General features: G+C 44.9%; 16 protein-coding genes. 3 read left to right on the plus strand and 13 right to left on the minus strand.

Annotated features, from left to right (window positions below; all coding sequences use genetic code 11):
• Window positions 1-129: 129 nt before the first annotated feature.
• Window positions 130-1,086 carry a hypothetical protein gene (locus A6049_RS32440; protein ID WP_095205929.1) on the plus strand — a complete coding sequence of 319 codons (957 nt, stop codon included), beginning with the start codon at window positions 130-132 and terminating at the stop codon, window positions 1,084-1,086.
• A 146-nt stretch (window positions 1,087-1,232) separates the two neighbouring features.
• Here A6049_RS32440 and A6049_RS02935 read toward each other — a convergent pair whose 3' ends face one another.
• Both A6049_RS02935 and A6049_RS02940 read right to left on the minus strand, forming a co-directional pair.
• A complete protein-coding gene (locus A6049_RS02935) occupies window positions 1,233-2,159 on the minus strand; it encodes a sigma-70 family RNA polymerase sigma factor (RefSeq protein WP_063563139.1) in 927 nt (308 codons plus the stop codon).
• A gap of 37 nt (window positions 2,160-2,196) precedes the next feature.
• Window positions 2,197-2,643 (minus strand): carboxymuconolactone decarboxylase family protein, encoded by a 447-nt coding sequence (locus tag A6049_RS02940; protein ID WP_063563140.1) that lies wholly within the window; start codon window positions 2,641-2,643, stop codon window positions 2,197-2,199.
• A 359-nt stretch (window positions 2,644-3,002) separates the two neighbouring features.
• On the opposite strand from A6049_RS02940, the gene A6049_RS02945 reads away from it, so the two are divergent.
• A complete protein-coding gene (locus tag A6049_RS02945) occupies window positions 3,003-4,049 on the plus strand; it encodes an aromatic ring-hydroxylating oxygenase subunit alpha (RefSeq protein WP_063563141.1) in 1,047 nt (348 codons plus the stop codon).
• A 124-nt stretch (window positions 4,050-4,173) separates the two neighbouring features.
• Here A6049_RS02945 and A6049_RS02950 read toward each other — a convergent pair whose 3' ends face one another.
• Window positions 4,174-4,878, minus strand: coding sequence for a cupin domain-containing protein (locus A6049_RS02950; RefSeq protein WP_063563142.1), 705 nt, complete (start codon window positions 4,876-4,878; stop codon window positions 4,174-4,176).
• A 220-nt stretch (window positions 4,879-5,098) separates the two neighbouring features.
• Between A6049_RS02950 and A6049_RS32445 the strand changes: the two genes are divergently transcribed.
• On the plus strand, window positions 5,099-5,392 hold the full coding sequence (locus A6049_RS32445; RefSeq protein ID WP_095205930.1) for a hypothetical protein: 294 nt from the start codon (window positions 5,099-5,101) through the stop codon (window positions 5,390-5,392).
• 100 nt (window positions 5,393-5,492) lie between these two features.
• Here the strand turns inward: A6049_RS32445 and A6049_RS02960 are convergent, their stop codons facing one another.
• The 10 genes from A6049_RS02960 to A6049_RS03005 form a co-directional block, all read right to left on the minus strand.
• Entirely contained in the window at window positions 5,493-6,104 is a 612-nt protein-coding gene (locus tag A6049_RS02960; protein ID WP_063563144.1) for an SMI1/KNR4 family protein, read from the minus strand.
• A 16-nt stretch (window positions 6,105-6,120) separates the two neighbouring features.
• The gene (locus A6049_RS02965) at window positions 6,121-6,549 is read right to left on the minus strand and encodes a hypothetical protein (protein WP_063563145.1); all 429 of its coding nucleotides are present in this window, start codon (window positions 6,547-6,549) and stop codon (window positions 6,121-6,123) included.
• A 59-nt stretch (window positions 6,550-6,608) separates the two neighbouring features.
• A complete protein-coding gene (locus A6049_RS02970) occupies window positions 6,609-7,910 on the minus strand; it encodes a hypothetical protein (RefSeq protein WP_063563146.1) in 1,302 nt (433 codons plus the stop codon).
• Window positions 7,911-7,913: 3 nt separating this feature from the next.
• Window positions 7,914-8,666, minus strand: a complete 753-nt coding sequence (locus A6049_RS02975; RefSeq protein WP_063563147.1) for an SMI1/KNR4 family protein — start codon at window positions 8,664-8,666, stop codon at window positions 7,914-7,916.
• Window positions 8,667-8,736: 70 nt separating this feature from the next.
• Window positions 8,737-9,297, minus strand: a complete 561-nt coding sequence (locus A6049_RS02980) for a hypothetical protein (protein ID WP_063563148.1) — start codon at window positions 9,295-9,297, stop codon at window positions 8,737-8,739.
• Complete coding sequence (locus A6049_RS02985) at window positions 9,294-9,713, minus strand: hypothetical protein (protein WP_063563149.1); 420 nt, start codon at window positions 9,711-9,713, stop codon at window positions 9,294-9,296. Before A6049_RS02985 ends, A6049_RS02980 begins: the two co-directional genes overlap by 4 nt.
• 24 nt (window positions 9,714-9,737) lie before the next feature.
• Window positions 9,738-10,346: a hypothetical protein gene (locus A6049_RS02990; RefSeq protein WP_063563224.1), complete on the minus strand. Its 609-nt coding sequence runs from the start codon at window positions 10,344-10,346 to the stop codon at window positions 9,738-9,740.
• A 187-nt stretch (window positions 10,347-10,533) separates the two neighbouring features.
• Window positions 10,534-11,265, minus strand: a complete 732-nt coding sequence (locus A6049_RS02995) for a ZIP family metal transporter (protein WP_063563150.1) — start codon at window positions 11,263-11,265, stop codon at window positions 10,534-10,536.
• A gap of 105 nt (window positions 11,266-11,370) precedes the next feature.
• A complete protein-coding gene (locus tag A6049_RS03000) occupies window positions 11,371-13,320 on the minus strand; it encodes an ABC transporter permease (RefSeq protein WP_063563151.1) in 1,950 nt (649 codons plus the stop codon).
• On the minus strand, window positions 13,295-14,065 hold the full coding sequence (locus A6049_RS03005) for an ABC transporter ATP-binding protein (RefSeq protein WP_063563152.1): 771 nt from the start codon (window positions 14,063-14,065) through the stop codon (window positions 13,295-13,297). The genes A6049_RS03000 and A6049_RS03005 overlap by 26 nt, the downstream gene beginning before the upstream one ends.
• Window positions 14,066-14,078 lie beyond the last annotated feature (13 nt).

The following is a 14,078-nucleotide window of genomic DNA, read 5'->3' on the forward strand; positions in this document are numbered from 1 at the left end:
TAATATTTACAGCATGTCTTGAATAACACATTTTATTTTAAAAGAATTCTCCCTTGATTCGATTACCAGAAACTGGTTTAATCAGAATGTGGTCACAATTACTCATTATGTAACATGGGAGGTTTTTGAATGCGATTGAATCCATCGATTAAACTTGGTTTTCTAGCCATTACATTAAGCTTTACGGCCATCAGTGCAACTCTGATAACATCCCAAACTACATTGGCTGCACCTGTCCCAGCTTCCAAAGCGGTATATCATCAATTTCAAATGTATTCAAAAAATGCAGTGAAATCCACGCCCAGCCTGGTTCAGGCACGTAAATATCTATTGAATCATATCGATGAAGTCGGACCTTGGCAGGCCACTTTGATGACCCTTCAACTGGAGAATTTGCAAAAGATCAGACTGGCTGACTTGGATCAAAAAATGTATACGGAACTGTTTCAAAGCGTTCTCTATGAAGCCCATTCCAACATAGGTTATGAACAAAAGCTTACATATAGCAATCTGCTCAAAGTGATTAAAGATCCGACGGTTCGCAAGCTCTTGCAGGAAGCCTCCGATCTGGGATTCAAACTGGAAACTAGTGAAGGTCTATACTATCCCATCCTCAATTATGAGATGTACAAAAAGTTTCAGCCCTACGTGAAACCTGACATTGTTGCTTACATTGATATTATGGCTGCGGAATCCAACCAGCCCACAACTTCCGATGCGGCCTTTATCATAACCTGGGATGAACTCATCCGGCGTACTCTAGAAAAGGAAGCTTTCCTGAACAACTTCCCAAGCTCTAATCGTACGTCAGCAGTTAAGAATTCACTGTACGTTGGTTACCTGTTTTATGGAAGTGATAACTCTCCCGCCTATGACTGGTACACGGAAGAAGAAATTCGTACTATCGATCCAGAAGTGAAAAAAGCATATGAGAAGGCTGTGGCAAATAGGGAGCCTAACACGAAGAGTGTACTTCTGGATACAGTGGATAAGATTTTGCATCTTCTCGATAAGAGTAACGACGAACTTACCCCAGAAATCAGAGAGATTACTGACCATGTTGAAAGCCTGTTTGCCAATAATTAATAAATAATAACCGGTCCAAAATGGATGTTGTTAGTTCACAATAAAATTAGCTACAATCTCAAAGCTAAAAAGAAGCGGCACTCCTCTTTACAGGATGTGCCGCTTTAACATGCCTTGAGCCCTTCTTATTCCATTCCAGAAAAGTATTATCTCGATACCGATGTAAGTTTGTCTGGATTCACAACGAGATAGAACCCCTCAATTCGCTCTCCAAGAGAGTCCAGTTCCAAACACAGAACTTCGGACAACTGTCCGTTTTCCAGTAACACAAGGTGCTGCTCTCCGTTGATAAATGTAGGCACCCAATCTCGTTTTCGCAATCGGGTAAGCACCCGGCGAGAGGTCAACAAGGCGAGTACACCCTTACGAACCCTCATCGTTCTCATGACCGTATGCACACGTCCACCGCCATCTGCCGTAAATACCGGTTGTTCAGCAAGCAGCTCCAGCATCTCGGAGACATCATAATTCAGAAAAGCCGTTGTAAAACGAGCCAGCAATTGCTCTTTTGCAGCATAATCTGCAGAACTCTGTTCCATCGGCGGAAGTCTATCGGGAAGCTTGCGTCTGGCCCGGCTAAAGATCTGACGGCAGTTGCTCTCTGATTTGCCCAGCCAATCCGCTATTTCCGTATATTCATACTGAAAAGCCTCACGAAGTACAAAAACGGCACGCTCCATTGGGGAAAGCTGTTCCAGCATAACCAGATAAGCGTAGGAAATCATCTCCTTCTGCTGTACGGTTTCTTCCGGAATGTTACCCATTTTACCATCACTCATCGGCTCGGGAAGCCATTCTCCAACATAACTTTCCCTTTGATTGCGGGCAGAGTTTAGCAGATTCAGACTTCGGTTTACGATTAGTTTAGCAATATAGGACTTGGTATTACGGATATCATCAAGAGACTTGCTCTGAAGCTCTGCAAAACAATCCTGCACAATATCTTCAGCCTCCACAACACTGCCAAGCATGCGGTAAGCAATGGAAAAGGCATAGGCTTTGTAACGAATATACAATTCACCAACTTCCAGAGAAGACACTTCTGGCTCATTGGTGAGGGAATTGAATTTCATGAGAATGGCCTCCTCTGGCAGATGGTAGGATGTTTACTTAATTAAAGCAGCCTGGATACATCCCTGTTGTAATGGCAATCCGGTTCCAGCTATTAATTGTGTTGATCGCCATGATCAGATCCACCAGTTCGGCCTCACTGAAATGGTCTCTAACTTTTTCATACAATTCAAGTGGTACGCCTTGTTCCGAAATAAGTGTTACGGCCTCAGCCAGCTCCAGCATAACACGTTCTTTTTCCGTAAACAAAGGCACCTCGCGCCACACACTCAGCAGCAAAATGTGATCAGCATAATCTCCAAGCTTCAACAGATCTTTAGCATGCATATCAAGACAGAACGCACAACCATTGATTTGGGATACACGGATTTTCAGTAGCTCATATAACGGTTTGTCTTCAAACTGACCTGAAATGTGCTGCTCCAACGCCATCATTGCTTTGAAAGCACCCGGGTTAGCCACTCTATAATTCACTCTTAAACTCATTGCATTCGCCTCCGTATTTTGGTCTACAATCTTAAGACAAACCAAGGCTCACATTTGTGACATTTTTCTATAAAAAATTTCTTCAGCATACTCAGGCACAGAATATAGCTCGATTAACAATTAAGTAATTAATCTGCGTGGAGCATAACCGACATGAATATAGTTCACGTAAAGCGTTATGTATAAACAGGGGTTTCCGTATTTATGTTAGCTGTTTGATGTTTTGTTTGTGATTTTGAACAAATAATCATTAAACATATTGATACACGAAACAAAAGAGTAGTAACATACGGCTACAAAGTAAACTTTCCTGACATAAAAAAATGAACGATTCATTATCCTAGCAAGGAGTGACTTCCATGATAACTTCCAATTCCAATCCTCAACTTACATCTGAACTGCCTCGCGGCTGCACGTTCTCCGCAGAAGACTGGCATGTATTATCTCAATATTGGTATCCCATTGCCCAGGCAAGCGAAGTGACAGATAAACCACTTGCCGCTCAATTGCTTGATGTCCGCCTGGTGCTGTATCGCAGCAACGACAAAGTTGTAGTTGCCAAGGATCTTTGTTTTCACCGTGGTGCTCCGCTCAGTAAAGGTTGGGTAGAAAATGGGGAAATTGTCTGCCCATATCATGGTTTCCGTTACAACTGTGAGGGTAAATGTACCGCCGTACCTGCACACCCCAGCTCCAAAATTTCTCCCAAATTGAAGCTTATCGTATATCCTGCAGTCGAACGTTATGGCCTGATTTGGACTTCACTCGCCGGTACCGACGAGCAGATTCCCGCATTCCCGGGATGGGATGATCCAGATTATATCAACATCTTGCCCCCGAACTTTGATATCGCAGGTTCTGCTGGACGTCAAATGGAAGGGTTTCTGGATGTATCCCATTTTGCCTACGTGCATACCGAAACGTTCGGCGACCGGAACAACACCGAAGTGCCCCAATACAAAGTAAAACGCGTAGGCAATGAACTGCTTGCCGAATACTGGAGTTCTGTCAGCAACTATGGCAAAGGTCAGGATAATGTCGCACCCGAAGGTTTTCAGTGGCTGCGTGAATTCCGGGTATTTCCGCCATTTGCCGCATCACTTACGGTTCACTTCCCGGAGAACGACAAGCTTAACATTCTGAACTGTGCCTCTCCCATCTCTGCACGTTTTACGCGGTTGTTCTGTCCGATTACCCGTAATTTTGACAAGGATGCTCCGATTGAAGATACAATTAAGTTTAACTTGCAAGTATTTGAGGAAGATCGGGAAATGGTGGAATCACAGAAGCCAGAGGATTTGCCACTGGATCTGCATGCAGAAGCGCATATTCCCGCAGACCGTACCTCTATCGCTTATCGTCAGTTATTGACAGAGCTTGGTTTGGGACGAAATTACACATCATAAATTGAAAACAAATGGACAAAAAAAGAAGCGTTTCTACGAACGCTTCTTTTTTGTATAATTGCTACACTTTCACTCGTGACAATGTACTGGGTTTTACCCCATTTAAATGCCTTATATCGTTCACTTACCCTTGATTATTCGTGTTCACAGGAGGTTCTGTATAATACGGACAGCCTGGTTCGTGAATAATGCGTGGATCAACCCATGTTCCCCAATATGGAAGTCGATTCACATAAGGCTGCACGTTGGGATGGCTATTCGAGTTAGGCATGTTGGTGCTCGGGGAAACTTGAGTAACACAGTCCACTGGCGGACCAACGATTACCGTTTTTTGAATTGGAGCAAGCGTTTCCTTCACCTTGTTCTCATCCAGACAATACGTATGAGCCAGAACACTCGCAGGTGTTAGCCGTAAAATATCCGAACCAAATATGGCTTCAGGAACCGGGGCATCGAAGATAGCCAGCAGATGAGTCTGATCTACCGTTGCAATTTCATAGTGCCACCAGCCTTGCGGAACATTCGCTACTTGACCCGGTGTGATCGTAAAATTCAACAACTCTTTGGTAAACGGGTTAATAAGGGAAACGACCGCTGAACCACTGATACAATACACCAGCTCGGATGCATTCTGATGAATATGAGGATCAACCACATTGCCCGTGCTAAGAAAAATGTCCAGCAAGGATACGTTACCCAATGTGTTTAATTGCTGAATGGAGAGAACATTAATATAGTTATTTCCGTCTTTTTGGAAGAAAGAATTCTGGTTCACGTCAGCTGTAAATTGGGTGGTAGGTGAGGTGAAGTCCATATAAGAGGTTGCCAAAATAAAACGCCTGCCCTTCGCTCTCGGTTTAGGTGATAACCTATAACGCCAGCTTATGCTCTGGGCTTCTATGCGTGAGCCCATTTATGCTGCAGGGTTACGACACAGCTACCAAATCATATCCCCCTTCACCGTACCACGTTCTATTAACCCCTCTGTGTCACTCCATTGCATCGCAGCATAGGCTAATATCATCAATCAAACACTGGAGGCATGCATCATGGCATACGGACCTGGTTCAGTTCCTATCCCGCCAACTGCGGGTTATCCTTACCCTTATTATCCACCGCCACCCTATCCATACCCCTACCCTTATCCATATCCCTATCCACCCATCGTACCTTTTCCGCTGCCCTTTCCCATCGGACATATCGGAGGCCCAGGATGGCATGGCGGTTACCCGGGAGGTCCGCACGGTTCATTCCCTGGAGGCGGCTATCCTGGCGGACCACATGGCGGAGGACCCGGCGGCCCTGGTGGACCTGGCGGAGGTTTCCACGGCCATCGTTTCTAATGGTAAAATAGCAATGCAGGAGCTGCTGTCGGCAGCTCCTGTCTTTGTTCAACTTTCTTTAAAATATCCAATGCCCTTCTGTTGAACAGATTCTACCTGCTCAATACTCAATCTCATCCATAATCTTCAGATTACGGTTGGACACTTCCAGCAAGTCTGTAAATGTCTCAGACACATAATAAACAAAGTCCGGATCATGCACATACATAATCACTTGCCCGTAGGTTCCTTTCTCTGTCGGATCAAAATCAAGCATCAAATACAGCGAGCCTCCCGCCATCGTTGCAAAAGGAATCCACTCTTTATGGAATAAGTAGGGCTTAATCTCCGGGTCTAGTTTGCTGATCTCTTCGTCAGAATAGTACTCGTCCAATTTCTCATCTACTTCACAGAAATATTGTTTGGTTTCCCGAATTTCCTTCAATGACATCAGATAAAACGGATTACATTCCTCTGCTTCCGCATCACCCGGATACAAGATATGAAATGCATAACCACTGCCGTCTTTACTCTTATAGAAGGAACGGAAATCCTCCGGCAGCCGGACGCCATACTCTGTTTCAAATGCATTTAGACTTTGCTCAGAGGCACCCTCCCGATGCTGGTATTCGTCGTATAACTGCCGAATTTCATCATCATGGATTTTTTCGTTCAGGAGCTCATTCAACGCATCAAACAAATCATTCCATTTTGCATTAGCCTCAGGTGTCATACACACCCCTCCCTTTTCAACTCTTTTCAACCCGTTCCTGCACATATTCCTGATATCCCCAGAACGCCTCTTCTTCTCCTCCGTCTTCGATCAGAACCATAACAGCGTAGGAAAACAGATCCAGCCACCGTTCCATCAATGCAATCTGTTCATTTGAGATCAATTGATTACTCTGCAACATTCCTTCAGGTTCGACGGCCCATGCACGTCCAAGGTGAGTAATTCCCCATAGTGAAGCCATAATTTCACGATCCAGCATAGGTTGTTTTAGTTCAGGAGCCAAAACATGCAAGATTTCCATGAGTTCATGAAAATTTTCTTCATTTAGGTTACCGCGAAAGGGGCGCAAGCTACCAAGAAAACCGGTTTCCATTGTCGAATGCTTCAGATCATCGCAGGCAAAGGCATGACATTTCAACAAAATTACTGCTTCTTCACGCTTCATTTCAACCCCCACTTTACCCAACCTTACTTTATCCAGTCTTGATCTTCAATCATTGGTGTTCACCAACGTAAAGGTTCTTCTCCACGCCATAACACGTAGCGCTCAATTTCACGGAGGGTGCCTGTGCCTATACCATACTCATCCATCTGATCAGAGTGCAGATCTAGAATATGCAGCATGCCCCCGAACGTACCCACTGCAAGCTTGGACTGGTCAGGCGAGATCGCCAAGGAATAGATGGTGCTGCCTACAAAATGTCTCCACACTTCCTGCCCATCACCATTCACACAATATAAATATCCGTATGCGTCACCAAGCACCATGCCTGCATCCAATTCTACTGCAGCGTAAACACGGGCATTCTCATCCATTACAGGCCAATCTTCCTTACTTTCATTACCATCAATCGTTTCCAACTGAACTTGTATTGTAGCACCGTTATAAAAGTGACAGGCATTAAACCATACCTTCAAACTGTCTGCGGTGAAAACCGCATAATGAGGATAGCTGGACTCAGGATAAAGCGAATATGTCTTATTCTGTTCGCGATCCAGAACCATATGGTTACTGACCTGACTACCGTAGGCAATCCAGCGACCGTCACGTGAGACTGCGGCATGACCCATATCAATCTGTGTATCTTCCAACTCATATTCTTCGATTTCTGCAGGATCCGGGTGCAGCAGGGATACCTGCTCTTGGTCTACCAGGTAGATTCCATAATTGGAGAAGATAAGAACAGATTTCCCATCATTGAATGGAATAAGTCCTTCAATTGTGCGTTCCGGATGCTCACAGTCAGCAAGGGATTCAATACGTGGCAAAGCCATCTGAATACTGGATTGAATATCTTCCCAGCGATACACCGCAAGCTCTTTTCCTTCTAGTCGACGATCTGGTTGTCTGATGATACGAATACCTTCTGATCCGGCCAGCGCATAGTCTCCACCGTCTGGCGAACAACCTGCGAAGGTATACTGAGAGAATAGCAACCATCCATGTTGATCAGCCGTATATACACAGCCATTCTCCGTGAAGGTGCTGGTTGTGAATACTATTGTTTCTGTGTTCAGATAACCTACCACCCGAACGGCCTGCATGGAAGATTGAAAATGTTCGTTCATTGGCCATGTTGCAGCAGGCAGTTCAAGCCGAAGCCGTTCCAAATCCCCTTGAAGATTGGCTTGCTTCACCATATTCCACACTTCAGTACTAATCGAGGCTCTGGCATCCTCCGCGAGCTCCGATTCATCCAGTTGCTCTCCTGCCATGCCTCTGCGTACAAATGCATTGACATCTTTTGCGTATCGTTTGCCTTCACTTCGCCACGTTTCTGCAATATTTTCTTTCAACCAATTCAATTGTTATTCCTCCACTCCGCCTCTATTGATGACTGTACAATGATTTGCCAGCAAAAATTGATCCAGATCGTGATCCCTTGCACCTTCCGTCCCGTGCATCTCTTCATAGAAAAGCGCAATTTCCCTGCCGTTCGCATAATTAAAACGTAAATATCCACCCATGGAGACCATAAAAAGCTTACATGTGTACTCATTTTCCATCACTGCATCCCACTTGAATTTACTCTTACACAAATCGGCCAGTTCTTTCATAGAGCCTTCACGCTCAACGTTAACCAAGTGGTAGAACGTGTGGTTTCGCAGCTCATTCCACGGTTCAAAAAACGCCGGGGTCAGCGGTTTATCCTGATGGTAATATCCGCAATAGATCCGGTCCAATGTCTCTCCAAAGTCAGCTTCTGAGCAAGTCCACAAGATAATATGCTCATCATGACGCGGGAGCCATAACAATCCCTTCACCTCTGGATGAATCGCCAGGAAATCACCATCCACCGAACTGCCGATACTGATGCACTCCTGAAGCTGATCCTGGGTAACCGGTGTATCCTCCGTATGCATCCAAAAATCATATTCAGCAAAAGGTTTCAATACCTCCTGATCCGGCCGCTGCACATTCATCCAGCCCGTGTACGTTCCTTCCCCGTATTGTTCCAGCCATTGGCGATATGACGCAGGTAACGAGGTAGAATACTGTTCTTCAAAATGATCCAGTTCCTTAGCCGGTATGGGCTTCAACGCACGAGTTACTATATACATTCACGACATCTCCCTACGATCGTTTCGTTCAATTCACCAGTCATTCAACCGGTCAGCAAATTCAACTAGCCTAAGCCAGTTCTTCCTGCACAATCTCGGTTATTACGCCTTTGCGGTTTACAATGCGTATGGCAAATGCATCATAGCCGTCACGTTTCACCTGCTCAAAATCCATGCGCTCTCCCGTAATTAATTCGAAGGTTCCACCTTCATCCACATCTTCCCCGAACTCTTCATCCCACGGCACATTGTAGAAGGCAGATAGCTGTACTTCAAATATGTCTTCTCCTTCGACGTCCAGGTAGGGCCGTAGCGGCCTGTTATTCAGGTCTTCCTCTGGATATGTCTCACACAACATCGCATCATAACCTTGTTTGGCTGAATCGATGAGTAAGTAACGTTCTCCTGTTATAGTGTGCTCTGCATATACAATGAGAGGTGTCGAATCATGCCAGGTTATCAGATCATCTTCGGTTAAGTCACCATAATAAAAAATATGGAACTTGTCATGCCCATCGCTCGTCTGCAACTTGCCTTTCCATTCGACTTCATGAGTCTGAACATCCGAAATCTCCCGAACCGAACCTTCCAAATATGTAGGTCCTTTATGTACACCAAATAAATTCATCATCTCGCCTCCGCTTTATTCATTCGAATGGTTACGACTTTATGTTCTTCATCCACATCCAGCTTCACATCGATGTCCAACTTATCATAGAACAAAGCCGTAACGTTGATATAAGGATCACGAGCAGCTTCGCTGCCTCCATTGCTAGAACGACTCATCCCCTGATGAATAATGGATTGTACCAGCTGTCCATCCTCTTTTCCAGTATTTTGATAAGTATAAATCACCTCTTTGTCCTTATTATAAAAATTCAACAACGTTGTAAAATCTTTAGCATTAATATATTGCTTTTCGGATTTTACATATTCATTCTCTGTGGATTGATATCTCACTGTACCCGCCAGATAGGGATTATCTTCACTGGATCGAACATCAAACTCCTGATAAGCGATGTGAAAAAGGTATTGAATATGATTCACATTTTTGACTCGCGTTCTGCTGGTTTATCCAGTCTTATGCTGAAGTTTGGTCAATGTGCGGATAACCAGCTCCCTGTTCTTGGCGTTCTTAATATAAGCGGGAATGGAATGTGAAGCCGTCTTCAAAGGTACATTTCCAGGTTTCACGCGCAAATCAGCCGAAATATATGAGATCAGATAGTTTAAATGCTCCCGATTAACAGCCCATAACACCTTACCTCTGATATAGTCCAGAAAGTACAATTCCATATCAAACACAGGATCTCGCCCCTCTCGAATATCGGGATAATACCCTAGGTATGCTAGCTTTTTATGTAATTCGACATCATTAACGGTCCCGCAGTGCGGGCATTCAATATGTGATGCTTTGTGAGTTATCTTTTTCTCATCCGTCACTTCAATATTGAACCAGCGCTCACATCGGATGCAATTGTTCTTGGCATTGTACTGATATTCTGTCTCTTGAATTCCATGAGCGTAACATTGCGAACATTTCCATGCTAGATGATCTTCTTCTATGACAATAAAGGCGTGCCCGCCGCATGGTTTACATTTCACATCGACCTGCTCTCCCCGGCGAAGAACAGCGTAGAAGCTGTATTTATAATCCCCTTCATCCTCGAAACGTTTCATTTTCAATCCTGCCTTCCCCCTACATGATGACAATCGCTAAAAGCAATCACTCAGCATTTCCCAGTTGTTCTACCTAAAATTATATGTAACTCCAGTGCTTAGCACAAGAAAACACAACGTAAAAAAGAGTACCTTACTCCAGATCATCATCTGAAAGGTACTCTTCTCCCCTATTAAATTGAATGAATCAAAGGTCAAGCAAAAGGGATACAAGCAATCCCATCGAAGCTATAAAACCTACTACCGGCCCACCTTCTTCGAACGCTTCCGGCATCATGGTGGAGCAGATCATTGCAATAATGCCTCCTCCGGCAAATGCCCCAATAGCCGCGGCCATCTCATCAGGAAGCTGCTCCAGGAACAGGTATCCTCCCAATGCTGCAAGTGCAGAGATGATCAGTACACCCAGCCACAAGAGAATAATCTTGGAGCGGGAGTATTTATTGCGTTGAAGTCCAACCGTACTGGACAGACCCTCCGGAATATTACTCACAAAGATAGAAACAACCAACACAACACTGACACCTTTCCCGGCGAGTAGACTGGCCCCCAGCATGATCGATTCGGGAATGGCATCCATGACCGTCCCTGCAAAAATACCAAGTCCGCTCTGGCTGGAATCTCCGTTCCCGGTGTTTTCCGAACGCTTGCGCCCTGCTCCCCCTTTACTGGAAATGAGCAAATCGAATAGCGTGTACACTACGGCCCCTGAGGTAAATCCAATCGCCGTCGGCACAATTCCACCATCATTGAGCGCATCCCCAATTAATTCAAATGCAGCTGCACCAATCAGGGTACCTGTACCAAAAGCCATGATCCAGCCAATAACTCGTTTCGGAATTTTCAGAAACAGCGCAGCAAGTGCTCCTATGACAACAGCCGAGGCGGAGATGCCGCCCCACATGAATGCAGTCCACATCCGGGATGACCCCTCTCATGTTCATATATGATCTATCACTCCATTAACCGGAGCATAGAGAACAAAAACAGGGGAGATGACCAGATTAATATAAAACCGCTAACTTTAAACCATCATTTTGCGTAGTGAAGATATATATCTTGAACGAATGACGAAGAAATAGAAGGTCTGTGCCAGCAGAAATGCACCAAATACGGTTAATACCGGAACAGTATAATTCGTAATACCGAATTCAGTCAGAAACGGCTTAACAACAACGAGCGTTTCAACAATTGAGATCAGGATTGGGAAGAAAAAGAGAACCGCGATCTGAATTGTGGATGATCGCTTCATCTCCTGAAAACTGAGACCCATTTTAGACAAGGAATGCACCATTTTCCCATCTGCCTCCAGATCCGTGTGCAGCCTGAAATAGAGAAAGCTCGCTGAGGAGATCGAGAAGATCAGTCCAATGAATATCCCCAAAAAGGTGAAGAGTGCCGTTGTCTGTCTGAATTCTTCGAAGTCAGCATATCGCGTCGTGAAAAAGCCCGAAAAATCTTTATCATTAGAGTTATTCCTAATGATTTCATCCATGCCCGCCAGCCGATCGCTTACCATCACTTCAGATGATTGCCGATCGGGCACCGATCCCCCCCATGAAGGGATATGATAAAGATATTTACCGGACACAGCATCTTTGTCCAATTGTCCGGCAAGAGCCTTAAACTCTTCATCACTTACAATAACTAGGGCTGATGTATACAGAAGCCCGTTGAATTCCGGTTCATTTCCAGTGTATTTAATATCGAGTGTAACAGGCCCTGAATTCATATCCAGCGTTAACTGATCGCCCTTGGCATAGGAACGAAATCTTTCTTCATGTCGAGGCTTCTCCACATTGCGTGAATCAATGAATATACTGGAATGAGCTGAGAGCTTATAGGTCGGTTTGTTCTGGATTGTGTTGAACTGATTGAAATCACTTAGAGACATCACACTGATGCCGCTATCATCCGTACTTGTCCAAAAATATTCCAGATAAGCGTTCTGATATTGAAGACCCGCAGCGTCAAGAACCTCATTGACGGGTGCCATGTTAGGTTCTTCCGATGCACTGTACACGTTATAACGAATCGGAAAATAATTGTCTCTAAATACTTGTCGATTCTGTTGATCCAGCGACAAAATGACCACTGCACTCATGGAAGCAATCGCAATAACCACCGTCACCATAAACAGCATGCGTGCATTATCTTTTATTTTGTAACTCATCTCGGAAATCCATAGCAAGCGTGTACCATGCCACACCCGTTTGCGGTTACGTTTCAACAGACGAATGGCCAGCACGGAAAGCTGCGAGTAGAAAAAATACGTACCTGCAATGCCTGTCACAGCAGCGATCAGAATACTCTCACTCGACAAACTGCCGTATAGCGCAATGAATCCCGTAGCGAGAAACGCAAGCCCAAGAATAGAGAATACCCATGATGCTTTAGGTTCCTTTTTGGGTTTGCTCGTGCCCGTTAGCAGCTCCAATGCGCGCTTATTTCCGATAAAGATCAGTGTGAACAGGGAAATGCAAAAGAACAGTACTAAAAAAGCAATCACTGTAATCAACATGGCCTTTACCGGGAAATAAAAAGGCAGGTCTTCCATACCGATAAATCGGGTGGTTAACATCAGGAACAGCTTGGATAATAACATGCCTCCACCTATTCCAGCCACAATGGACAGACATCCGATAAACATATTTTCCAGAATGACCAGTCTTCGAATCTGTCCTGGTTCCGCGCCCAAGATGGTTAAAATACCGAATTCCTTGTTCCGTGATTTCAGAAATGCACTAATGGAATACATAACAAAGAAGATCGCGAAAACGTATACGATGACGGAGGCAACCTGCATTCCCGCTGCCGTAGTCTTACCAATCGGCAATTTCTCAACAAACGGATGATAGATAAACATCGCATACGCGAAGAATATCATGACCATGAATGCACTACTTAGGAAAAAGGCGATGTACGCTCGCCCGTTTCGGCGAATGTTGTTAAAGGCGAACTGAGGAAAGCTCATGCGAATTCCCTCCCCAGAAGGATAATGTATCAATAATCCGTTGAAAGAACGTCTGTCGGTTATCGCCACGATGCACTTCGGCTGCGAGCTTGCCATCCTTTATAAATACAATCCGATGGCAGTAACTTGCGGCAAGTGGATCATGCGTGACCAGCATAATGGTTGTTTTCTCTTGCTGGTTGATCTGTTCAAGCGATTCCATTACCGCTTGAGATGAGGTGGAATCCAGCGCACCTGTCGGTTCATCGGCCAGTACGATGGATGGCATATTAATCATGGCCCTGGCAATGGCTGTTCGCTGCCGCTGTCCGCCCGAGATTTCATAGACTCGTTTATCCAGAATGTGATCAATTCCAAGCTGAGTGGTAATCCGATCGAGTCTGCTCTCCATCTCCTTCAGCTTGACCTTGTCCAGCGTCAAAGGGAGTACTATATTTTCAGCAACGGTCAAGGTATCGAGCAGATTAAAATCCTGAAATACAAATCCGAGTTCCCGGCGTCGGAACATGGCGAGTTCTTTCTTTTTCATATCAAACGGATTCATGCCATTAATCAGCACCTTGCCTGAACTTGGCTCATCAATGGTCGAGACCATATTGAGCAACGTCGTTTTCCCACTGCCCGATGGCCCCATAATCCCTACAAATTCACCCTGCTTGATGGTCAGATGAATATCACTAAGGGCTTTAGTCTGCACTTTGCCCTGATACACTTTGTTTAGTGCCGAAACTTGCAACATTTCCATGGTGTTTCCCCTC

The sequence above is a fragment of the Paenibacillus sp. O199 genome, assembly GCF_001636635.1.
GTDB lineage: Bacteria > Bacillota > Bacilli > Paenibacillales > Paenibacillaceae > Paenibacillus > Paenibacillus marchantiae.

What these genes read in the sequence shown, in the direction of transcription:
- A6049_RS02965 (WP_063563145.1), bottom strand. Translation starts at nt 6,549, where the DNA reads ATGAAGCGTGAAGAAGCAGTAATTTTGTTGAAATGTCATGCCTTTGCC.
- A6049_RS02935 (WP_063563139.1), bottom strand. Translation starts at nt 2,159, where the DNA reads ATGAAATTCAATTCCCTCACCAATGAGCCAGAAGTGTCTTCTCTGGAA.
- A6049_RS32440 (WP_095205929.1), top strand. Translation starts at nt 130, where the DNA reads ATGCGATTGAATCCATCGATTAAACTTGGTTTTCTAGCCATTACATTA.
- A6049_RS02975 (WP_063563147.1), bottom strand. Translation starts at nt 8,666, where the DNA reads ATGTATATAGTAACTCGTGCGTTGAAGCCCATACCGGCTAAGGAACTG.
- A6049_RS32445 (WP_095205930.1), top strand. Translation starts at nt 5,099, where the DNA reads ATGGCATACGGACCTGGTTCAGTTCCTATCCCGCCAACTGCGGGTTAT.
- A6049_RS02980 (WP_063563148.1), bottom strand. Translation starts at nt 9,297, where the DNA reads ATGATGAATTTATTTGGTGTACATAAAGGACCTACATATTTGGAAGGT.
- A6049_RS02940 (WP_063563140.1), bottom strand. Translation starts at nt 2,643, where the DNA reads ATGAGTTTAAGAGTGAATTATAGAGTGGCTAACCCGGGTGCTTTCAAA.
- A6049_RS03000 (WP_063563151.1), bottom strand. Translation starts at nt 13,320, where the DNA reads ATGAGCTTTCCTCAGTTCGCCTTTAACAACATTCGCCGAAACGGGCGA.
- A6049_RS02960 (WP_063563144.1), bottom strand. Translation starts at nt 6,104, where the DNA reads ATGACACCTGAGGCTAATGCAAAATGGAATGATTTGTTTGATGCGTTG.
- A6049_RS02945 (WP_063563141.1), top strand. Translation starts at nt 3,003, where the DNA reads ATGATAACTTCCAATTCCAATCCTCAACTTACATCTGAACTGCCTCGC.
- A6049_RS02995 (WP_063563150.1), bottom strand. Translation starts at nt 11,265, where the DNA reads ATGTGGACTGCATTCATGTGGGGCGGCATCTCCGCCTCGGCTGTTGTC.
- A6049_RS03005 (WP_063563152.1), bottom strand. Translation starts at nt 14,065, where the DNA reads ATGGAAATGTTGCAAGTTTCGGCACTAAACAAAGTGTATCAGGGCAAA.
- A6049_RS02990 (WP_063563224.1), bottom strand. Translation starts at nt 10,346, where the DNA reads ATGAAACGTTTCGAGGATGAAGGGGATTATAAATACAGCTTCTACGCT.